Origin of the sequence: Erythrobacter epiphyticus (genome assembly GCF_034653295.1) — a bacterium.
Taxonomy (GTDB): domain Bacteria; phylum Pseudomonadota; class Alphaproteobacteria; order Sphingomonadales; family Sphingomonadaceae; genus Erythrobacter.
In genome coordinates, this window is the sequence record NZ_JAYEEU010000002.1 from 237,355 (window position 1) to 258,007 (window position 20,653).

Below are 20,653 nucleotides of genomic sequence, written 5' to 3' on the forward strand. Positions count from 1 at the left end.
CACCCACAGGGGCCTCGCTTTCGATGACCACCTGGCGCCTTGCCGCCCAGATCGATGATATTCGCGCACCGCTGCGCGAGGCTGCGGCGGCGGGGGTGACGCGCTGCGCCATCGCCACGCTGGTGGAAATCAGCGGTTCGGCCCCGCGCGATCCTGGCGCGCAAATGCTCATCACCGAAGCCGCCCATTGGGGGTTCCTGTCGGGCGGCTGCATCGAGGATGATGTCGCCCGCCACGCGCGCGAAGCGATGGCGGCGGGCGCGCCGCGCCTGCTGCGCTACGGGGAGGGCAGCCCGTGGCTTGATATCAAGCTGGCTTGCGGCAGCGGGATCACGGTGCTGGTCGAGCCGGTAAGCACCGATGAGCCAGCGGTCGTCGCATTACTCGACGCTGACGCAGCACGGGCGCCGCTTGCATGGTCAAGCAATGGCAGCGCGCGCCAGACCATGCCTGCCAGCGGGATTGGCTTTGCATGGGACGGCACGGGCTATACCCGGCTTTACCTGCCCGCCCCCCGTCTGGTGCTGATCGGCGCGGATGGCGCGGCCCTTGCCGCAGCCGAGCTAGCGCAGACGCTTGGCTGGGAGGTCGCGCTGATCACGGCTGGCGGACCGGAACAGCCCCCCTTCCCCGGTCTTGCCTATCATCGCGGCGATCCCTGCGCAGCGCTTGCCGCTCTCGCGCCCGATCCGTGGACAGCCATCGCGGTGCTTTCGCATGACCGCGATGATGATGAGGCCGCGCTTGCCGCGGCGCTTGTGAGCGACGCATGCTATGTCGGCGCCGTCGGCGCGCGGGCGCGGCTTGATGGCCGGATAGTCAAGTTGCGCGGCCATGGTGTCGGTGATGCACAGCTGGCGCGGCTTCACGCGCCGCTTGGCCTGTCCGGCTTGGGGAAAGCCCCGCGGGAAATTGCGCTGTCGCTGGTGACCGATGTGGCACGCACCTTCCATGCCGCTTCTGCGGCCGCAAGATCGCCCGGCGCATCAATATCGATCAGCGCCCCGACTTCGTGCGTCGCGCGATAGGCCACGCCGCTGGCCCGCCCCGCCAGCAAGCGGTTGGCCCCGCCATCCCCGCGCAAGCCTGCCAGATCAGCAAAGGCCGCGCGGGTGAAGGCGGCAGGATGGCCGGGCTTACCGCTGACAACCGGCCGCGCGGCATAGCCTGCATCTTGCGCCAGCGCGGCCAGTTCGTCGCACAGGGCAACAGGCACCAGCGGCATATCGCCGAGGAAGATGAACACCCCTGCCGTGTCTGGCGCGAGCGCACCGATCCCGGCGCGCAGGCTGGCGGCCATCCCTTCCTGCCAGTCGGAGGCAGCGATAATCCGGCAGGGCAGGCCATCAAGGGCTGCCGTGATCGTAGCAAGGTCTGCTCCCGCAACCGCTACGACTTCGGCAAAGCCGCCTTCGCAAACAGCCTCAACCGTGCGACGGATCAGCGGTGCACCGGCAACGGGCGCGAGCAGCTTGCCGCCGCCGAACCGGCGACCCGCACCAGCGGCCAGCACCAGCGCTGACCAGCGCGCCGCTCGCGATGCGTGGCTCAGGCCTTGGCCTGCGCGAGGATCGGCAGGGTACGGATACGCTGGCCACTGGCGGCAGCAATCGCATTGGCCAGCGCGGGCGAGGCAGGCGGCACGCCCGGCTCCCCGATCCCGCCCATCTTGGCCCCGCTATTGAGGAAATGCACATCCACCGCAGGCGGCGCATCGGCCAGCTTGATCAGGGGGTAATCGGTGAAATTGCTCTGCACCACCGCGCCCTTTTCGAGCGTGATCGCTTCGCCCAGCGCCGACGAAAGCCCCATGATGAGGCCGCCCGAAATCTGCGCTTCGGCATTGAGCGGGTTCACCACCGTGCCGCAATCCACCACCGCGAAAGCTTTCACTACCTTGGGCGTGCCATCGGGGCTCATCGCCACTTCGACCACTTCGGCGACGATCGTGCCGAAGCTTTCGACAATCGCGATCCCGCGCCCGCTGCCTTCAGGCAGGGGATTGTCCCACCCGGCCCGCGCGGCCACCGCATCGAGCACGGCCAGGTGCCGCGAACCTTGCGGCAGATGCTTGCGGCGGAAGCGATAGGGGTCTTCGCCCGCCGCAGCGGCGAGTTCGTCCATGAAGCTTTCGTTGTAGAAGCCGATCTGGGTCGAATTGACCGAACGCCACGGCCCGTCGATCTGGTTCGATCGGTACTCGAAATGCCGCCGCGATGTCGCGGGGACATCGTAGATGAAGGTCGTCTCGCCCTCGGCATTGTCGCTCTGCACATAGTCGGCGCGCCAGGCCGTGATCTTGCCATCGCCATCAAGCGCCGCAGACAGCCGGGCAGAGGATTGCGGGCGATAGGTGCCATGGCGCACCTCTTCCTCGCGGCTCCAGATGAGCTTGACCGGATAGGGTACCTGCTTTGCCAGCGGCCCGATCTGATCGAGAATTTCGGTGACACCGGGGAAGCGCCGTCCGAAGCCGCCGCCCATGATCATCGGATGGAACACCACCTCGTCCATCGTCAGGCCAGCAGCCTTGGCCGCACGATCGCGCGCGCCGAGCGGATCCTGCAAACCGCCCCACAGGTGCAGCTTGCCTTCGGTGAAGTGGCCGGTGATGGCGAAAGGCTCCATCATCGCATGGTGGAGGAAGGGCACGCGGTATTCGGCGCTGATCAGCTTGTCGCCCGCCGCCTTGAAGGCCACATCGACATCGCCTTCGCCCGCCTCGTTGGTCGGCTTGCCCGCCTTGCGCAAGGCGTCCTGCGCGGCATAGATCGACGCCGTCGACACATCCGCGTTCCCGCCATCGGAAAATTCGGGGTTGAGCGCGGCAAGCCCCTTGGACGCCTGCCAGTAACCCTTGGCGATCACCACCACCGCATCATCGAGCTTCACGACCTTCTCGACGCCCTTGACGGCAAGCGCGGGCGCTTCGTCGACGGCGACCAGCTTGCCGCCGCGCACCGGCGCCGCAGCGATGGTTGCCACCCGCATCCCGGGCATGGTGAAATCAATGCCATAGACCGCGCTGCCATCCACCTTGGCGGGAATATCGCCGCGCGGCACGCCCGTGCCGATCAGCTTGAAATCCTTGGGATCCTTGAGCGTCGGCGAGCCATCGAGCGAACGTTCCGCCGCCCCTGCGGCCAGTTCACCATAGCGCAGGCTCCGCCCGGAAGCGGTGTGTGTCACCGCGCTGTTGGCGGTGACGAGTTCGCCGGCGGGCACGCCAAGCCGCGCCGCCGCCTCTTCGATCAAAGCGAGCCGCACCGCTGCGCCGACCACCCGCATACCCATCTGCCCGGTGAAGCGCACCGCGCTCGAACCGCCGGTGATCTGGATATTCTGCGTGCGGGTAAGCATCCCCACCACCGGCGCTGGCAACGCGTTGATCACCCCCGGCATGCCCGTCATCTCGCCGAGGAAACTGGTGACCAAGGCGGTGTTGGCAAAGGCGCTGTCGGCGGGGGCCTGTTCAACCACCACTTTCTTCCAATCGGCATCAAGCTCATCGGCCAGCATCTGGCCAAGCGCCGTGTGCGAGCCCTGTCCGAAATCGATATGCGGCGAATAGACCGTGACTGTGTCGTCCTCGGCGATTTTCATCCAGGTAAGGAAATTGTGGCCCCCGCCTGCTTCGGTCAGGGCCTTGGCGCGCGACCGCACGGTGTTTTCGGCGAGATAGAGGCCGAATGCACCGCCCCCGATCAGCAGGGCGCTGCCGACCAGGAAAGCCCGGCGTTTGACGCCTGTCTTCTTCGGCTTGGCCTCGGGCGCGGCGGTGTTTTCATCGAGATGCGGGGTGGGATTGTCAGCCATCATGCCGCTCCTGCATTGGTGGCCTTGGCCGCCTGACCTGTCGCCGCAAGGATCGCCTGACGGATGCGCGGATAGGTGCCGCAGCGGCAGATATTCGTCATCGCGGCATCGATCTGCGCGTCGGTTGGCGTGCCGACCGCGTTGATCAGCGCGGTGGCAGCCATGATCTGGCCCGACTGGCAATAGCCGCATTGCGGCACCTGCGCGGAGATCCACGCCTGCTGCACGGCATGGAGCGTGCCATCCTCGCCCCTGAGCCCTTCGATGGTGGTGATGGCCTTGCCCGCAACCGCGCTCACAGGAACGCTGCACGAACGGGTGATCTGGCCGTCGACATGCACCGAGCATGCGCCGCAGGCAGCGACACCGCAGCCGAACTTGGTGCCGGTCAGCGCGAGATCCTCGCGCAGCACCCAGAGCAAGGGCGTATCCGCCTCAGCCTCGACGCTGACATCCTTGCCGTTGACCTTGAAACTGATTGCCACTGTGCAAACCTCGCCCGCTTTGCTCTGGAACAGCGGCGGGCATAGCAGGCCTAAGCCGGGGCGACTATGGGAAAGACGCCCCATGTACGGGGGGGATCGGTTACTGCGAGCGGGCAGCCTCGCCCGTGATTTCGGCATCCTGCGCGGCGACCATGTAATCAACGATGGCAGGGATCGCGGCTGGGTCAATCGGTGCCTTGTACGTGGTGATCATCTTGCCGACCGTGGCTTCCCACTTCTCGCGGCTGAGACGCGGCTGTTGCAGCATGGTCGAAGGCGAATGGCACGCCGTGCAGTTGGCGATTACCGCCTCACGCCCAGGCAGATCGGGCAGATCAAGCGGATCATCGGGCAGGGTGATGCTGGCATCGGCAAAGGTCACTGCGGGGGCACGCTCGCACCCTGCCAGCGCCAGCACAAGGATCAGCACAAGCGCTCTCATACCGCCCTCAGGGTGATGCGTTCGATCACATTGCGGGCATAGCCCGAAGGGTTCCAGTTGAGGGCCTCGGGCTGGACTGCGCCGTTGATATTGGCGGCGCGCACCCCGATCCCGACAAGGTCTTGCCGCACCTCGGGGATCGTGACTTCCCACAGGCGGAAGGCATAGGGCCCTTCATCCGGTCCCAATGTGCAGGGCCGTTCAAAGCCTTCGCCCACCAGATCAACCCGGCTCAGCGCCGCCTCACCGCCCAGCGCAAGCCCGCGTAAGGTCAGCGGTGCGCCGCGCTTGACCACTGCGCCGTCGGCGTGGCTCGTAATCAGCGCGCGCGGCGGCATGGCGGTGATCGAAACCGTCGGGAAATCCTTGTCCTCCGGTGTGATCGGGCGCGCTGGGATACGGTAGGATTTGGCGACGTAGTAACTGTCATCCTCACCGCTGAGCACTTCGATGGTGGCGAGCATCTTGACCCAATAGGTCGAAAACCACCCCGGCACCACGATCCGCAAGGGATAGCCGTGCAGCATCGGCAGCGGCGCGCCGTTCATGCCCCAGGCCACCAGCACATCATCGCGCAGGGCAATATCGAGCGGCACGGATTTGATGAATTGCGGCGCGCCCTCCATCGGCGGGACATCGAGCCCGGCAAAACGCACCCGCTTTGCCCCCGGTGCAAGCCCCGCCTTGGCGAGCACATCCTTGAGCCGCACGCCTGTCCACTTGGCACAGCCCATCGCACCATTGCCCCATTGCGTGCCGGTGACGCGCGGCTCGGACAGGCCGCGGCCATTGCCCGCGCATTGGTTGACCGCAACCACCTCGACAGGCTCGCCCGCGTTGACGATGTCATCAAGCGAGAGTTCGACCGCCTGCTTCACGGCGCCGCCCACCGCCACGCGGTAATTGGCGACATTGATCGCGGTCGGGAAATCCCAGTTCCAGCGCACGAAAAAGTGCTCGTTAAGGGTGATCGCGCTCTCCCCCAGCACGCCAAGTGGGGTTTCGAGCAACGGCGGGCGGATGCGCTGCACGATCATGGCATCCTTGCCGGGAAAGGCCGGCGCAAGCGGGCGCAGGCTCGGCCCGCCGGGCAGGCCGAGATCAACCAGCTTTTGCCCGATGGCGGGCGCCGCCAGCGCCGCCCCGCCTGCCCCCGCGATCAGCGCGCGCCGGGTGATCCTGCTTTCGCTCACACCGCTGCTCCTTCAAGCCGGGCAATCAGCTCGCCAATATCAGCAACCGCAAGATGATGCTCGCGCAGCAGATCGCCAATATCCTCAAGCCGCGCCATTTCGCCATCATCGCGCATGATCGAACAGATCACCGCCGCATCGCCCGCACCGGCAAGGCGGGCAAGGTCGATCGAAGCCTCGCAAGCCGAGGGCCGCGCCCGCACACCGCCAGCCTGCGCGATCAGCGGGAAGACATGGCCGGGCGAATGAACATCAGCCGCGCTCGCGCCCTCAGCGATGGCGACAGCAACCGTATGCGCGCGATCCGCCGCCGAAATTCCGGTCGAAACCCCGCTCGCCGCCTCGATCGAGCGGGCAAAGGGCCGCCCCGTCTGGCGGGCCGTGCCCGGGTTGACGAGGCTGAGACCAAGCTGTTTGGCGCGCGCAGGCGTAACCGCCAAGCAGATCAGCCCGCGCCCGTGCGTTGCCATGAAGTTGATGACCTGCGGGGTAACGTGGCGCGCGGCGCACATCAGATCAATGTCACCGCCGCGCAGCCGATCGCCCCCAATCACCACGATGCGGCCGGCCGCAATTTCTGCAAGGGCGTGATCGAACGCCGCCGCGCTCATGCCAGATCCCTTCCCGCCGCAAAGCTGCGCGCACCCAAAACGACTTGCTTGCCGACCAGTTCGAGCTGGCCACGCGCGCGTTCATCAAGACATTCGCCATCGGGCGAAAACAGCCCGTGATAGGTGCGGATCGTGGCGCCCATCGGGGTCGGCCAGCCGCGCAGGGCATGGGTAATCGCACGCATTGTCAGCAGGGTCGACATCGAGGCCTGATCGCCGAACGCGGTGGCGATCAGCCCGACCGCACGGCCATCGAGATAGGGCCGTTCGTCACGGGCAAGATCTTCGAGATAGTCGAGCGCATTCTTGACGACCCCTGAAATCGTCCCGTGATAGCCGGGTGCGGCGATGAGCAGCCCATCCGCCTCGCGCACGGCGGCGACCATCTCTGCACCTTGCGAAGCATCGTGCTGCGGCCCGAGATAGTGGGGCAGCGCAGTCAGATATTCCCCGCCGAATACCTGCACCTCGGCCCCTTCGCCTGCGGCAATGGCAGCGGCAAGGCGCAAGGCCTGCTCGGTCGAGCTGCCGGGATTGACCGTGCCGCCGAGGGCCACGATTTTCGTCATGCGGGGATTGTCCTTTCGGTGAGGTAGGCCGCGAGCCTTGCGGTCTCGGCGGGCGTGAAATGCAGCCCAAGCTTGGTGCGCCGCCACAGGATATCATCAGCCGTGCGCGCCCATTCCTGCACGATCAGGTAATCGACTTCGGCCGCGGTGAGGCCGTGTCCGAAATCCTCGCCGAGGTCAGCCTTGCTGGTCGCGGCACCCAGGAACAACGCCGCGCGGGTGCCATAGAGCCGGATCAGGCGGTGTGCCTCGGCCTCGGACAGGAAGGGATAGCGCGCGGCAAGTTCTGCCATTTTCGCGCCCGCGTCGGTCATGCCGAATTCCCCGCCCGGCAGCGGCGCCTTGCCTGTCCAGTCTGCCCCATCCAGCACGGGGAGGAAGGGCACAAGCCGTTCGACCGCTTCGGCCGCGAGATGGCGATAGGTCGTGATCTTGCCGCCAAAGATCGAGAGCAAGGGCGCACTGCCATCGTCCCCGCCATCAACTTCAAAGCGATAGCCACGCGTTGCCGCTTCGGGCTTGCCCGATCCGTCATCGACCAGCGGGCGCACCCCCGAATAGGTCCACACCACATCGGCAGGGGTGATCGGCGTGCGGAAATATTCCGATGCGCCTTCGCACAGATAGGCGATTTCCTCGGGGCTGGCGCGGACTTCATCAAGCCCGGCCTTGTGATCGACATCGGTGGTGCCGATCAGGGTGAAGTCCTGCTCGTAAGGGATGGCGAAGAAAATCCGCCCGTCGGGCAGCTGGAAGAAATAGGCAAAATCGTGGTCGAACAGCTTGCGCACCACGATATGCGATCCGCGCACGAGGCGCATTTTCTGCGTCGTCGGCTCACCCGCCCGGCCGAGCAGATCGAGCACCCGCGGCCCGGCAGCGTTGACGACCGCACGGACACGGAACGTCGTCCCGCCCGCCTCGATCCGCCACAGCGCCCCTTCGCGGGCCAGCCCGGTCACTTCGCAGCGGGTGCGCACCTGCGCACCGCGATCCGCGGCATCGCGCGCGTTGAGCACCACCAGCCGCGCATCATCGACCCAGCCATCCGAATAGGCAAAGGCGCGGGTGTACGCAGGCTTCAAAGGCGCGCCGGCCGGGTGCCGGGTGAGATCGACGCCCTCTGCTGCGGGCAGCCGCTTGCGCCCGCCGAGATGATCGTAAAGGAACAGCCCCAGCCGGACGAGCCAGCGCGGGCGCAGGCCGGGGCGATGCGGCAGGATAAAGCGCAGCGGCCAGATGATGTGCGGCGCGATGCTCCACAACACCTCGCGTTCGGACAAGGCCTCACGCACCAGCGCAAATTCATAATGCTCAAGGTAGCGCAGGCCGCCGTGGATCAGCTTGGTGGAGTTGGACGAGGTGCCCTCGGCCAGATCGCCGCGTTCAAGCAGCAGCACCGAAGCACCGCGCCCGGCAGCGTCACGCGCGATCCCGGCGCCGTTCACGCCCCCGCCGATCACCGCAATATCGAAGATCGTCTCGCTCATAGCGCCACCTGCGCAAAGACCAGCGCCGCGCCGAGCGAAGCCAAAGTCGCCGCCAGCACCGGCATCACCGAACGCCAGCCGAGTTCGAGCAGCAAATCGGTCCGGGTGCGCATCGCTGTCGCCGTCACCGCCAGCAGCAGCATGGTCTTGGAGGCGACCAGCGCGCTCGCCGCGACGGCTTCGGGCAAGCTGATGAGCGAATTGATCACAACCAGCGCGAGAAAGGCGAGGATGAAACTCGGCATCAGCGGCACGCGCGCGGCTCTGGCCGACGCAGGCAGCGGATGCGCACGGGCGATCCATAGCGCAGCCAGCGTCACCAGCGGAGCCAGCAGGGCCACGCGGGTCAGCTTGACGACGGTGGCCTGCGCGCCCGCGCTGTCGGAAATGGCAAAGCCAGCCCCGATCGCCTGCGCCACATCATGGATTGATGCGCCCACCAGAAAGCCCGCTTGCGCCTCGCTGAACGCAAGCGCCGTGGTCAACGCGGGGTAGGTGGCCAGAGCAATCGCGCTCGCTGCCGCAAGAATCACCAGCGTCAGCGTGAATTGCGCCTGTTCGATCCGCTCCCGCCCGATCACGCCGTAGAGCGCGAGCGCTGCCGATGCGCCGCAGATCGCGGTGGCCCCGCCCGCCAGCAGGCCGACGCTCGGCCCCTGCCCCGTCAGCCGCGCGGCGAGCTGCGCAGCCATCACCGCCGCCGCCATCACCAGCGCAAGCCCGGCGAAGGGCACCACCCCCATCGCCCCGACCTGCATCAGCGTGACTTGCAAGCCGAGCAGCACGATGCCGAGCCGCAGCCCGTGGCGCGAAACTGCATCAAGCCCATCATGGGTGCGCGGATCACCCGCTGCGAAGTTGAGAGCGAGGCCCAGCAGCAGCCCGGCGAGGATCACCGGCACCCCATAATTCTGGCTCAGCCATGCCGCCGCCGCGCTCGCGATCGCCGCGATCGCAAAGCCCGGCACAAAACGGGTCAGCGGCTTGCGGGCAAGCGGGGTTGCCGGCGCGGTTTCGGCAAGCACCAGCTCGCCGAACAGATCTCCGGCATAGGCGTCAAAATCAGCGCGCTGCCTGCCTGTCATCGATCTGTGGCCCTGCCCATGATCCGCCGTTTCCGCCCCTGTGCCCTGCTGTGTCCTACGGTGTCACACACCTACCCCGCACACGGTCCCATTGCAACCGCGCGCCGTGTCACGCCCCGGCGGCTGTGCCTTCGGCCCGGCGCATATCGGGCAGGAGCCATTGGAACCACGCCAGCGCGATCAGATAGGATGCCGCAGCAAACACGAAGAGCGGCACAAAGCCAAGCCCGGCATCGAGCACCCGGCCCGTCACCAGGCTGATCGCGACCCCGCCCATATTGCCCATGAAGGCGCCGAAGGCTGTCACCTGTCCGACCTTCGCCCCCGGTACGACATCGGTGATGGTCGAGAAGATCGAGAGCGAAAAGCCCTGATGGCCAGCCATCACCACACCCACCATCATCGCAACCGGCCAGAACGAATCAAGCGCCAGCACCAGCGGCAGCGGTGCCACCATCAGCGCCGACACCAGCATCACCCCCTTGCGCACGCGGTTGGGCGTGTAGCCTTTTTCGAGCAGGCGGGTTGAGGCCCAGCCCGCGAGCAGCGCACCCAGCCCCGATCCGGCAAAGGCAATCGCCAGCGGCCACGCCAGTTCGAGCGTGGTGAGCCCGAATTCGCGGCGATAATAATCCGCCAGCCAGAAATTGATGAACCACCACGTCATGTCGGACAGCGCCTTGGCGCCAACAATCGCCCAGGTCTTGCGGTTGACGAGGATCGCGCCGTAGCCCGCACCGTCGCTTGTGGTAACGGGGCCATTCGCGCTGCGTTCGCGCAATTGCGCAATCCCGCGGGCGAACCACAGCCAGGCGGCGAGCGCGATAAAGCCGCCGATCCCGCCTGCCACCAGCGCACCGCGCCAGCCAACCGCAAGCGCCAGCGCCGGGATCACAAAGGGCATCGCAATCGTGCCCGCCCCTGCCAGCAGCGTGGCGAAGCCGAAGGCGAAGGAACGCTTGTCGGGTGCAAACAGGGTGGCAACCGTCTTGATGGTGAGCGGGGTCTGCACCGCTTCCGTCGCGCCTAACCCGATCCGCGCGGCGACAACATGTGCGGTGGTCATCGCCCAGCCATGCGCCATCGCGGCAAGGCTCCACGCGGTCGCACCCACCTGCATCGAACGGTTCACGCCGAGCCGGTCGACCAGCCAGCCGGTGAAGAGAAAGGCAAAGGCGGCGGAAAACTGTGTCACCGCAGCCAGATCGCCGAAGTCGCTGTCGGTCCAGCCGAAATCGGCCATCATGTCGGGCTTGAGGATGGCGATGATCGGACGATCCATCGCATTGAACACCCCCGCCACGCACAGCACCGTGAACAGCGACCAGCGCAGCCGATCAGACAGGGGCGAAGGAGTGGCAGCCATCAGAGGGGTTCCTAGCGACAGGGCGCAAGCAGCGGCAAGCCCGCAGCGCGAAATGAGAGGGCCGCCGGATTGCTCCGACGGCCCGATGCTTCATGGTGCGGCCCGAAGCAGGGTAATCCCATTCACAATCACATCCGTGCGCGCAGGCTGACCCCGAAATAGCGATCCGCATCGCGCGGGATCTGGAGGCGCCGCCCATTCTCGACATTGAGCAGGACGTAGCTTTCATCGGTAATGTTGCGCGCGTGGAAGGTCACGCGATACTTGTCATCAGCATCCGAGAAGCCGAGCGAGGCGTTCCAGATGCCATAGGGATCGATCCGCCCCTGCTCGCCCAGATCGGAGAACTGGGTGCTGGTGTGGCGGAAATCGGTCGAGAAATACATCCGCACACTGGTGCCGAGCGCGGTTTCGTAATCGGCGCCGATGTTCCAGACGAATTCCGGTGCCAGCGGCAGGCGCGTGCCATTGCGGGCATCGGGGGCGTTGGTCTGCGGGTTGGGGTTGAATTCCTTGACCCGTGCATCGGCATAGGCCCCGCTTGCACGCAAGGTCAGGCCGGTGGTCGGCACCAAAGCAAGATCGGCCTCGAACCCGCGGCTGCGCACGGTGCCGGCATTGGTCAGGTTGGAGACCACCGCGCCGTTGAGCAGGACGAAGTTGTTCGCCTGGAAGCCATCATACTCGACGGTGAAGGCCGCCAGATTGAACCGCCCCTTGCGATCCCAGAACTGCGATTTGAGGCCCACTTCAAACGAATCCGACAGCTCTTCATCAATCGGCAGGGCGTTGGTGGGGGCCGTGTGGTTGAAAAAGACGTTGAACGCCGGCCCCTTATAACCGCGGGTGTAGCTACCATAGAGCATGACATCGTCGCTCGGCTCATATTGCAGCACCGCCCGGCCCGAGAGATTGCCCGTCTTGGTCGAACCTGCCGAGGTATTGGTGCCATTGCCGCCACTGGCGATCGTGCCGCCCGCCGGATTGGGCGAAACCCCCGGCCCAACCGCAGGCTGGCCGTTGGTGGCATTCACCCCCGGCGCGCGGGTGTGGGTGAATTCCAGATCATCCCAAGTGTAGCGCAAGCCCCCGGTGAAGGAGAGCTGTTCGGTAAAGCGGTAGGTCGCCTGACCGAACACCGCGAAGTTGGTCGAGGTCACATCGCTGAGCGAGGTCGCGGTGGGGAAGATGGTGTTGACGGTATCCGCCAGATTGCACGGGGTCGCCCCGGTGCGCGGATCGACCGGCAAGGTCGAGCTGTTGCACACCACATTGCGGCGGGTGAAGACCTGGCTGTTCTCCGATTGCCATGCGAACACACCGGCCTGATAGAAGAACCGCTTGGTCTGATCGGAAGCGATGCGGACTTCGGCGGAAATCTGCTCGGTCCGCACCTCGCCTTCGTCATGCAGCTGCGGCGTTCCGACAATCGGCCGCGGCAGGAAGTCGCCTTCGCGGAACTCCTGGTTGAACCAGTTGCGATAGCCGAGGATGACGCTGAGCGTGTGCGCCTCGCCCACGCCGAAGTCGCCCGAGCCGGTGATGCTCCATTGGCGATCGCGGGTGCGGGTCACGAGGTTGTTGTTCACGAAGCGCTGATCCGCGCCCAGCGCGACTCCACCCGGCAGGTTGAGCTCGGCATCGAGCACGGCACCGCGGCTGGCACCGGTCACATCGGCGCAGCAATCATTATCGGCTTCGAAATAATCCGCGATCAGGCGCAGATCGGTGCGCCCGCTCGAATAATCGAGGATGCCGCGCGCGCCGTAATTCTCGAAGCCGTTGATCTTCTGATCGCCATTGGCGACATTGGTGATGTTGCCATCGAAGGAACCGTAGAAACCAGTCACGCGCGCGGTGAGATTTTCGGCGAGCGGGCCGGACAGCGCGGCGCGCATGCGCACTTCATTGCCTTCGAACCAATCGGCGCGGGCTTCGCCTTCGAACTCATCGGTGCCGCCCTTGGACACGATGTTGACAAGGCCTGCCGAGGCATTGCGCCCGAACAGGGTGCCCTGCGGACCGCGCAGCACTTCGAGGCGTTCAATATCCACCAGATCCGTGAAAGCCTGGCCCGAGCGCGACAGCACGACGCCATCGACAACGGTGGACACACTCGGCTCGGCCGCGATCGAGAAGGTGATGGTCCCCACACCGCGCATCACGATGGCGCTGTTGGCGCTGGTGGTGCCCTTGCGGAAGGTCACCGAGGGCACGACCGTGGCGATATTCTCAAGCGAGAACACCCCGGCCTGCTCCAGACGCTCCGACGACACCACCGAAATGGCGATCGGCACATCCTGCACATTTTCCTTCACTTTCTGTGAAGTCACAATGATTTCGCCGAGTCCTTCGTCCTGAGCGAACGCGGGCGCGGCATGGGCAAGCGCCAGAACGCTGACCGATGCGGCAAGTGATTGGAACGCAATTTTGGTGCTGGCAGGCATGTTGGTTTTCTCCCTCCCCTGTGTGTGTCGACTGTTGGGATGATGACGGGATCATCGCTCGTGCGGTCGATCTTGTGGGCCGACGGTTGCGCTTTCTGTCTCGTTATGTCAAGCGGTGTCATAAGAGGACACAAAGGGGGACCCGGCAAAAGTGGGCCTGCAACTGGCAGCACGTGACGACGGATTCGACCTGCTGATAGGCGGGCGCACCGTGCTGTGTCATCGGTCTGAATATCCTGCAATTTCCGTGGCTTCTGGTGATGCCTTGGTGACGATGGTGCGCGGCAATTTCCGTCTGTCGGATACCCCTGTGGCAGCAAGGCCACTGTCGGTCTGCGAAGTGGTGGGAGAGGGGGCGGCCGTGCTCTCCAGCGCCGATGGCGCCGCGAAAGTGGCGCTGAGTCTTGCGCCCGACGCGGCGCGGCTGAGCGTGACCGCGCTCTCTGGACACGATCGCATCACGCTGGATGTTTTGCTTGCGCCTGACGATGTGCTGTGGGGCGGGGGTGAGCAGATGAGCTATCTTGCTCTGAACGGCCGCACATTCCCGATCTGGACGAGCGAACCCGGCGTCGGGCGCGAACCCGGGACGCCGCTCACCGATCAGGCGAGCGCTGACGGCTCTTTCGCGGGCGGGGATTACTGGACAACCAATTATCCCGAACCCACCGTGCTGTGCTCGGGCGGCTGGGCACTGAGCCTCCCCAATGCCGAATATGTCGAACTCGATGCGCGCGAGCCCGGTCGGCTCAGGGTCCACGTATGGTCGGGTGCAGTCACCATCGACCTGTTCGAAGGCGCGCCTGCCGATCTCACCCGCCAGCTCGGCGCGCGCTTCGGTCCGCGTCAGGCGCTCCCCGAATGGGCATTGGGCGGAGCCATTGTCGGCCTCAAGCAGGGCGAGGCCAGCTTCGACCGGCTGGAGCGGCTGATCGAGGCAGGCGCTGCCGTCTCGGGCCTGTGGTGCGAAGACTGGGTCGGCATCCGCGAGACCAGCTTCGGACGCCGGTTATTCTGGGACTGGCAGTGGAACGCGGACCGCTACCCCGATCTGCCCGCCCGGATCGCGGCGCTGAAGGCGCGCGGCATTCGCTTCCTTGGCTATGTGAACCCCTACCTTGCGGTCGACGGCCCGCTTTATCCGGAAGCCGCAGCCAAAGGCTACTTCGCCCGATGCCTCGACAGCGATGAGCCCTATGTTGTCGATTTCGGCGAGTTTCATGCAGGCGTGGTCGATTTCACCAACCCTGCCGCTGCTGCATGGTTTGCCGAGGAGGTGATCGGCAAGCGGATGCTCGATTTCGGGCTTGATGGCTGGATGGCGGATTTCGGCGAATATCTTCCCACCGACCTGCGCTTGCACAATGGCGACCCGATGCAGGAGCACAACCGCTGGCCGGTGCGCTGGGCGGAAGTGAACGCCCGCGCCGTCGCTTCACGCGGGCGCACCGGCGATGTGCTGTGGTTCATGCGCGCCGGGCATACCGGGGTGCAGGGCCATTGTCCCTTGCTGTGGGCGGGCGACCAGTCGGTCGATTTCAGCCGCCATGACGGCATCGGCACGGTGATCACCGCCGCGCTGTCATCCGGCCTCGTTGGCAATGCCTTCAGCCATTCCGACGTCGGCGGCTACACCAGCCTGTTCGGCAATGTCCGCACCGAAGAGCTGATCCTCAGGTGGTACGAGCTGGGCGCCTTCAGTCCCGTGATGCGCACCCACGAAGGCAACCGCCCCGACGACAATCTCCAGATCGACAGCAATGCCGAACTGATCGATGGCTTTGTCAGGTGGAGCAAGGTCCACGCGCGGCTTGCGCCCTATGTCCGGCATCTCGTCGCGGAGGCGCAGGCCACGGGCCTTCCGGCTCAGCGCGCGCTGTTCCTCCACTATCCCGAGGATCGCGAAACCTTCACGATCCAAGACCAGTTTCTCTATGGTGCGGACCTGATGGTTGCACCGGTGATCGAAGCGGGAGCGGTGACGCGGACAGTCTATCTGCCGCAGGGCGACTGGCGGCATGTGTGGAGCGGCGTGGACTTCGCCCCCGGCTGGCACGATGTGCCTGCGCCCATCGGTGAGCCGCCCGTGTTCTACCGCCGCACCAGCGCTTTTGCGCCCCTGTTTGCGGAGCTCGCCCGATGAGCCGCGCCAATATCCGCGATGTCGCCGCCCGCGCGGGGGTGGCGGTCAAGACCGTCAGCCGCGTGCTCAACGGCCACCCCTATGTCAGCGCCGAACTGCGCGAGCGGGTGGAAAAGGCGATGGCCGAACTCGACTACCGTCCCTCGGTGGCGGCGCGCATCCTCTCGGGTGCCAAGTCCAACCAGGTCGCGCTGATCTACGACAATCACAGCCCCTATTACATGTTCCAGATCCAGAAAGGCTGCTGGGAGGTGTGCCACGAAAACGGCATCCGCCTGCTCGCCCAGCCGGTCGACGTCGCCGATCCGCGGGTGGGCGATCAGGTGCGCGGCCTTGTCAGCGAAACGCATGTGGACGGTATCATCCTGTCCTCGCCCGTCACCGATTGCGATCCCGTGCTACGCGCGCTGGAGACGATGGACGTGCCCTTCGTGCGCATCTCGCCGGGCACCAACCACGCGCTGACCTCCAGCGTGTTCATGGACGATGCGCAGGCTGCCGACGACATGACCACCCACCTGATCAACGCCGGGCACCGCCGCATCGGGTTCATCAAGGGCCACACCAACCACATGGCATCCGACGACCGCCTGTTCGGATACCGCCGCGCGCTGGATCGGGTTGGCATCCCGTTCGAGCCGCAACTGGTGGTCGATGGCGAGTTCGACTTCGATTCCGGCGTGGCGGGCGCGAAGGCACTGCTCGATCAGCCCGAACGGCCGACCGCGATCTTCGCCTCGAATGACGACATGGCCGCCGGCGTGCTCGCCGTGGCGCATGATCGCGGTATCAATGTGCCGGGCGATCTGTCGGTCGTCGGGTTCGACGACACCACGCTCGCCCGCACCGTCTGGCCACCGCTCACCACCATCCGCCAGCCGATGGCCGATCTGGCGCGCACCGCCACCCAAATCCTGATCGCCGGCGGGGATATCACCCACAAACGCCTGCCCCATGACCTTGTCGAGCGCGCTTCGGTCGCTCCGCCAAAAAGGAATCCCTAGATGAGTGAACTGCCCCTTCCGCCTGCCACCCGCAGCCTTGGTGCGAGCGGCATTGAGGTGTCTCCCCTTGCCTGGGGGATGTGGCGGCTGACCGAGAATGGCCGCACCGCGGCCGAAGCGGCCAAGCTGGTGCACGCGGCGCTGGATGCCGGGATCACGTTCCTCGACACTGCGGACATCTATGGCTTCGACGGCGCAGGCGGGTTTGGCGATGCCGAGGTGCTGCTGGGCGAAGTGCTGGCGGCTGATCCTTCCCTACGGGGCAAGATGGTGCTGGCGACCAAGGGCGGCATCCTCCCGCCGCTGCCTTACGATCAGAGCGCGGATTATCTGCGCGCCGCTATCGACGCCTCGCTTGCCCGGCTGAAGGTCGACAGCGTCGATCTGTGGCAGATCCACCGGCCCGATATCCTCGCCCATCCGCAAGAGGTGGCGCGGGTGCTGGACGATGCGCTGGCGAGCGGCAAGATCCGCAGCCTTGGCGTCTCGAACTTCACGATGGCGGAGACCGCTGCGCTCAATCACTTCCTCGGCACCAAGCTGGCGACGACCCAGCCCGAGATCAGCCCCCTGCGGATCGACTGCTTCGAGAACGGCGAGCTCGACCAGGCGATGGTGCTCGGCCTGACCCCGCTCGCGTGGTCGCCGCTCGGTGGCGGGCGTCTTGCCGCGCCGCAGAGCGAGCGTGACAAGGCGGTGGCGGCAGCGCTCGATGCCGTGGCCGAGGCGCAGGGCGTCTCGCGCACCGTAGCGGCCTATAGCTGGCTGATGGCGCATCCGGGGGGGATCATCCCGATCATCGGCTCGCAGAATGCGGCGCGCATCGCCGAGGGCGCGCAGGCGCTCACAGTGCGGTGGACGCGGACCGCATGGTACGCGGTGCTTGTCGCCGCGCGCGGCGTGCCTTTGCCGTAAGGAAGAAATCCCACCCCGTTCGGGCTGAGCCTGTCGAAGCCCTGCCCTTTCTTGGGATAGCGCGGGTGGATCGAAGAAAAGTGCAGCCCTTCGACAAGCTCAGGGCGAACGGAGTTCGGGAGGATTTATGACCCAACAATGCGAAATCGCGTGGTTCTCCGCGCTGTGTGACGACGATTACGAATTCCTCGGCGTTCCCGATCCCTATCTCGCTTCAAGCTGGGAGCATTGCCGCAACCTCGTGCTGCGCGCCGAGGAAGGCGGGTTCGACAATATCCTGCTGCCTTCGGGCTATCAGCTGGGCGTCGACACAACGATCTTCGCCGCCGCCGTCGCCACGCAGGTCAAGCGCATCAAGCTGCTGTGGGCGACGCGCATGGGCGAGGACTGGCCGCCGCAACTCGCGCGCCGGATCGCCACGCTCGACCGCATCCTCGGCCCGAATGCTGCCGGCACCGGAGGCAGGCTCAACGTCAACATCATTTCCTCGGACATGCCGGGCGAGAAGATCGAGAGCGGCCCGCGCTACCGCCGCGGCACCGAGATCATGAAGATCGTCAAGACGCTGCTCAATGGCGAGCACCTCGATTTCGACGGCGAGTTCTACAAGCTCAAGCTCGATCCGCCGCGCATCACGACGCTCTCGGGCAAGTGCCCGCCGTTCTACTTCGGCGGCCTCAGCCACGAGGCGCGCGAATGTGCGGCCGAGGCGGCGGACGTCTACCTGATGTGGCCCGATACGATGGACAAGGTCCGCGAGAACATCGCCGACCTCAAGGCGCGTGCGGCCAATTACGGGCGCACGCTGAAATTCGGCTACCGCGTCCACGTGATCGTGCGCGAGACCGAGGACGAGGCGCGCCACTATGCCGACCGGCTCCTGTCCAAGCTGGACGATGAAGCAGGCCGCGCGATCCGCGAAAAGAGCCTCGACGCCAAGAACTACGGCGTCCAGCGCCAGCAGGAACTGCGCGGGGCGGCGGATGGCGACGGCTTTGTCGAGGCAAACCTGTGGACCGGCATCGGCCGCGCGCGCTCGGGCTGCGGGGCAGCGATCGTCGGCACGCCCGATCAGGTGCTCGCCAAGCTTCGCGCCTATCAGGCCGAAGGGATCGAGGCCTTCATCCTCTCGGGCTACCCGCACATGCAGGAAGCCGATCTGTTCGCGCGCCATGTGCTGCCGCATATCCAGCACGGTCCGCTGGAAATGTGAGGGACGGTTCAGCTGTCGCTGGTGGCGGCTGCGTCCTTCGTCGTGACGAAACGGACTCGCTCAACGCATTGGGTGACAGCCGCGTCGCCCGCTTCGAAGCGACCGGATCGCAGCACCGCTGCGCCCACCTCGCCGAATTCCTCGCTCGGCTGGACAGACAGAACGCGGACATTGCCGACTGTCCCATCGGCTGCAATGTCGAAACCCAGCACCGCCCAGCCTTCGATCGCCCGTTCGTTATAGGCCTGCGGATAGGTAAGCTTGGGCTTCTTGTCCCAGCTGCGTAGTTTTTCGCAACTGCGGAAGTCGGGAAAATCGCTGTCCTCAGGTGCAGGCGGAGCGGGAATGACGCCAGGGTTACGCCACCATGCGGCCACGCAGCCCGTGCGCGGCCCGCCGGCAAAGCGGTTGTCTCTGAATGCAAGCAGGCTTTGCGCATCCAGATCCGCATCGCCCGAGGAAAAGATGACGCTGACGTTCGCCGGGGCGCCATTTTCATCAATGTCGAAGCGCACCCAGCTCCACTTCCGCGCGCCGTCGCGCGCCGAAACTTTGCGAAAATCAGGAAAGCCCCGGAACAGCGGAGCGGGCCAACCAACCGTGCTGCAATCGCCGCCGCCCAGCTGATCGCGCAGCGCAGTATTGAGCAACATCCTCGGCACCACCCCGAGGATTGCCAAGGTGTCCCGTGGAACCCGCGCTGCCTCGACATATTGCGGGCTATAGACGACGCGGCATTCGGATCGCCGTGCACCCTCGACAAAACGGCTGGCTCGCAGCGAAGGCATCAGGTCGCGGACCGCAAACCTTGCGAGAAAGCGTTTGGTATCGATGCGCATGGTCTTAGCCTCGGTATCAAAGGAGGCTTCGAGCTCGCCTTCGACATAGCCGCCTTCCAGCACCCGCATATCGACCGCGCGGCCGGTTTCATCGACAGAGAACCCGATCGTGACCGGAAAATTGAGCAGCTTTTTCGCGATCAATTGCGGGTGCGGGGCGATCCGTTCAACCGCTGACACTGCCTCACCATTGCAAGTGATCGTGTCGTTATTCCACGACAGAACGAAATCGCCCTTCGAAAACGGCGTTGCGCTGATCATCGCCGGGTTCAGGCCGCGCAACAACGGCACAGACGTCGGTTGTGCTGCAAGCCGGGCGGGTTGCGCGATCAAGGCGCAGACCAGTGCGGACAAGCTTACCATCAGGGCATTTCTAAGCATCGGCGCACTCCAGCCATTGGCCTCATCAAGGGCTGTGAGGCTAGCAGGCAAAGCCGACGCCTGTGAAGGAATAATCGAATTTCAGCCGCTTATGCGGGCAGGGGAGGGAGCGACTCGGATCGTCAACAAGAGGCCACGGGTGCAAGGCACAACAGGCTCTCGGGGAACAAGCAGCCGGATCTGCTCAAGAGTACAAGGCAATAAGCACCACGCCAGAAACAACAAGGGCCGCCAACCCAACGGGTCAGCGGCCTTTTGAATGTCTTGTCTGGTTGCGGGAGTTGGATTTGAACCAACGACCTTCAGGTTATGAGCCTGACGAGCTACCGGGCTGCTCCATCCCGCGATACCGGTGCCTGCACACCTCAGACGCCAAAAGGGCCGCCCTTGCGGGACAGCCCTATTGACTATGTGAATGGGTTTGAACACGCACCCACCAGCTGCAATGCCTGGCGACGACCTACTCTTCCGGACCTTGAGGCACAGTACCATCGGCGCGGTCTGGTTTCACGGCCGAGTTCGAGATGGGATCGGGTGGGTCACAGACGCTATGGTCACCAAGCAATGAAGCTAGTGGATGCGGGTTTTAAATCGATGCACACTCTTAATGGAGTGGTTTGAAGACGTATCTGGCTGGAGACATTCTCCACCAAC

The 20,653-nt window shown here is 65.3% G+C and carries 16 protein-coding genes, 1 tRNA gene, 1 rRNA gene and 1 pseudogene; 5 read left to right on the forward strand and 14 right to left on the reverse strand.

Annotated features, from left to right (window positions below; all coding sequences use genetic code 11):
* Window positions 1–23 precede the first annotated feature (23 nt).
* Entirely contained in the window at window positions 24–1,028 is a 1,005-nt protein-coding gene (locus tag SOQ14_RS01610; protein WP_322896206.1) for an XdhC family protein, read from the forward strand.
* Between the two features lie 32 nt (window positions 1,029–1,060).
* On the opposite strand, the pseudogene SOQ14_RS01615 reads toward SOQ14_RS01610, so the two are convergent.
* The 11 genes and pseudogenes from SOQ14_RS01615 to SOQ14_RS01665 form a co-directional block, all read right to left on the reverse strand.
* A pseudogene (locus tag SOQ14_RS01615) lies at window positions 1,061–1,513 on the reverse strand (nucleotidyltransferase family protein); the annotation flags it as partial.
* A gap of 35 nt (window positions 1,514–1,548) precedes the next feature.
* Window positions 1,549–3,816: a xanthine dehydrogenase family protein molybdopterin-binding subunit gene (locus SOQ14_RS01620; RefSeq protein ID WP_322896207.1), complete on the reverse strand. Its 2,268-nt coding sequence runs from the start codon at window positions 3,814–3,816 to the stop codon at window positions 1,549–1,551.
* Window positions 3,816–4,301: a (2Fe-2S)-binding protein gene (locus SOQ14_RS01625; protein ID WP_322896210.1), complete on the reverse strand. Its 486-nt coding sequence runs from the start codon at window positions 4,299–4,301 to the stop codon at window positions 3,816–3,818. The genes SOQ14_RS01620 and SOQ14_RS01625 overlap by 1 nt, the downstream gene beginning before the upstream one ends.
* Before the next feature lie 100 nt (window positions 4,302–4,401).
* Window positions 4,402–4,743: a cytochrome c gene (locus SOQ14_RS01630; RefSeq protein WP_322896212.1), complete on the reverse strand. Its 342-nt coding sequence runs from the start codon at window positions 4,741–4,743 to the stop codon at window positions 4,402–4,404.
* Complete coding sequence (locus tag SOQ14_RS01635) at window positions 4,740–5,936, reverse strand: molybdopterin-dependent oxidoreductase (protein ID WP_322896214.1); 1,197 nt, start codon at window positions 5,934–5,936, stop codon at window positions 4,740–4,742. The genes SOQ14_RS01630 and SOQ14_RS01635 overlap by 4 nt, the downstream gene beginning before the upstream one ends.
* Window positions 5,933–6,547, reverse strand: coding sequence for a 3,4-dihydroxy-2-butanone-4-phosphate synthase (locus SOQ14_RS01640; protein WP_322896216.1), 615 nt, complete (start codon window positions 6,545–6,547; stop codon window positions 5,933–5,935). Before SOQ14_RS01640 ends, SOQ14_RS01635 begins: the two co-directional genes overlap by 4 nt.
* Window positions 6,544–7,116, reverse strand: coding sequence for an NADPH-dependent FMN reductase (locus SOQ14_RS01645; RefSeq protein WP_322896218.1), 573 nt, complete (start codon window positions 7,114–7,116; stop codon window positions 6,544–6,546). The genes SOQ14_RS01640 and SOQ14_RS01645 overlap by 4 nt, the downstream gene beginning before the upstream one ends.
* Window positions 7,113–8,606 (reverse strand): glycerol-3-phosphate dehydrogenase, encoded by a 1,494-nt coding sequence (locus SOQ14_RS01650; protein WP_322896220.1) that lies wholly within the window; start codon window positions 8,604–8,606, stop codon window positions 7,113–7,115. The genes SOQ14_RS01645 and SOQ14_RS01650 overlap by 4 nt, the downstream gene beginning before the upstream one ends.
* Window positions 8,603–9,691: a YeiH family protein gene (locus tag SOQ14_RS01655; RefSeq protein WP_322896222.1), complete on the reverse strand. Its 1,089-nt coding sequence runs from the start codon at window positions 9,689–9,691 to the stop codon at window positions 8,603–8,605. Before SOQ14_RS01655 ends, SOQ14_RS01650 begins: the two co-directional genes overlap by 4 nt.
* A 109-nt stretch (window positions 9,692–9,800) precedes the next feature.
* Complete coding sequence (locus SOQ14_RS01660) at window positions 9,801–11,057, reverse strand: MFS transporter (protein ID WP_322896224.1); 1,257 nt, start codon at window positions 11,055–11,057, stop codon at window positions 9,801–9,803.
* Window positions 11,058–11,185: 128 nt separating this feature from the next.
* The gene (locus SOQ14_RS01665) at window positions 11,186–13,504 is read right to left on the reverse strand and encodes a TonB-dependent receptor (protein WP_322896226.1); all 2,319 of its coding nucleotides are present in this window, start codon (window positions 13,502–13,504) and stop codon (window positions 11,186–11,188) included.
* Between the two features lie 151 nt (window positions 13,505–13,655).
* Here SOQ14_RS01665 and SOQ14_RS01670 point away from each other — a divergent pair, with 151 nt between their 5' ends.
* The 4 genes from SOQ14_RS01670 (at window position 13,656) to SOQ14_RS01685 (ending at window position 18,779) form a co-directional block, all read left to right on the forward strand.
* Window positions 13,656–15,647, forward strand: coding sequence for an alpha-glucosidase (locus SOQ14_RS01670; protein WP_322896228.1), 1,992 nt, complete (start codon window positions 13,656–13,658; stop codon window positions 15,645–15,647).
* Window positions 15,644–16,651, forward strand: a complete 1,008-nt coding sequence (locus SOQ14_RS01675; RefSeq protein ID WP_322896230.1) for a LacI family DNA-binding transcriptional regulator — start codon at window positions 15,644–15,646, stop codon at window positions 16,649–16,651. Before SOQ14_RS01670 ends, SOQ14_RS01675 begins: the two co-directional genes overlap by 4 nt.
* Window positions 16,652–17,566 carry an aldo/keto reductase gene (locus tag SOQ14_RS01680; RefSeq protein ID WP_322896232.1) on the forward strand — a complete coding sequence of 305 codons (915 nt, stop codon included), beginning with the start codon at window positions 16,652–16,654 and terminating at the stop codon, window positions 17,564–17,566.
* Between the two features lie 127 nt (window positions 17,567–17,693).
* Entirely contained in the window at window positions 17,694–18,779 is a 1,086-nt protein-coding gene (locus SOQ14_RS01685) for an LLM class flavin-dependent oxidoreductase (protein WP_322896234.1), read from the forward strand.
* A gap of 8 nt (window positions 18,780–18,787) precedes the next feature.
* On the opposite strand, the gene SOQ14_RS01690 is transcribed toward SOQ14_RS01685, so the two are convergent.
* From SOQ14_RS01690 to rrf, 3 genes are all read right to left on the reverse strand, one after another.
* Window positions 18,788–19,879 carry an energy transducer TonB gene (locus tag SOQ14_RS01690; protein ID WP_322896235.1) on the reverse strand — a complete coding sequence of 364 codons (1,092 nt, stop codon included), beginning with the start codon at window positions 19,877–19,879 and terminating at the stop codon, window positions 18,788–18,790.
* 389 nt (window positions 19,880–20,268) lie between these two features.
* Window positions 20,269–20,345 (reverse strand) — tRNA-Met (locus SOQ14_RS01695).
* Between the two features lie 101 nt (window positions 20,346–20,446).
* A 5S ribosomal RNA gene (gene rrf / locus SOQ14_RS01700) occupies window positions 20,447–20,561 on the reverse strand.
* Window positions 20,562–20,653: the final 92 nt, after the last annotated feature.

Bases quoted from the DNA above. Each gene is read 5' to 3' on its own strand.
- SOQ14_RS01640 (WP_322896216.1), bottom strand. From the start codon at position 6,547: ATGAGCGCGGCGGCGTTCGATCACGCCCTTGCAGAAATTGCGGCCGGC.
- SOQ14_RS01660 (WP_322896224.1), bottom strand. From the start codon at position 11,057: ATGGCTGCCACTCCTTCGCCCCTGTCTGATCGGCTGCGCTGGTCGCTG.
- SOQ14_RS01650 (WP_322896220.1), bottom strand. From the start codon at position 8,606: ATGAGCGAGACGATCTTCGATATTGCGGTGATCGGCGGGGGCGTGAAC.
- SOQ14_RS01685 (WP_322896234.1), top strand. From the start codon at position 17,694: ATGACCCAACAATGCGAAATCGCGTGGTTCTCCGCGCTGTGTGACGAC.
- SOQ14_RS01690 (WP_322896235.1), bottom strand. From the start codon at position 19,879: ATGATCAGCGCAACGCCGTTTTCGAAGGGCGATTTCGTTCTGTCGTGG.
- SOQ14_RS01645 (WP_322896218.1), bottom strand. From the start codon at position 7,116: ATGACGAAAATCGTGGCCCTCGGCGGCACGGTCAATCCCGGCAGCTCG.
- SOQ14_RS01620 (WP_322896207.1), bottom strand. From the start codon at position 3,816: ATGGCTGACAATCCCACCCCGCATCTCGATGAAAACACCGCCGCGCCC.
- SOQ14_RS01675 (WP_322896230.1), top strand. From the start codon at position 15,644: ATGAGCCGCGCCAATATCCGCGATGTCGCCGCCCGCGCGGGGGTGGCG.
- SOQ14_RS01680 (WP_322896232.1), top strand. From the start codon at position 16,652: ATGAGTGAACTGCCCCTTCCGCCTGCCACCCGCAGCCTTGGTGCGAGC.
- SOQ14_RS01665 (WP_322896226.1), bottom strand. From the start codon at position 13,504: ATGCCTGCCAGCACCAAAATTGCGTTCCAATCACTTGCCGCATCGGTC.
- SOQ14_RS01610 (WP_322896206.1), top strand. From the start codon at position 24: ATGACCACCTGGCGCCTTGCCGCCCAGATCGATGATATTCGCGCACCG.
- SOQ14_RS01630 (WP_322896212.1), bottom strand. From the start codon at position 4,743: ATGAGAGCGCTTGTGCTGATCCTTGTGCTGGCGCTGGCAGGGTGCGAG.
- SOQ14_RS01655 (WP_322896222.1), bottom strand. From the start codon at position 9,691: ATGACAGGCAGGCAGCGCGCTGATTTTGACGCCTATGCCGGAGATCTG.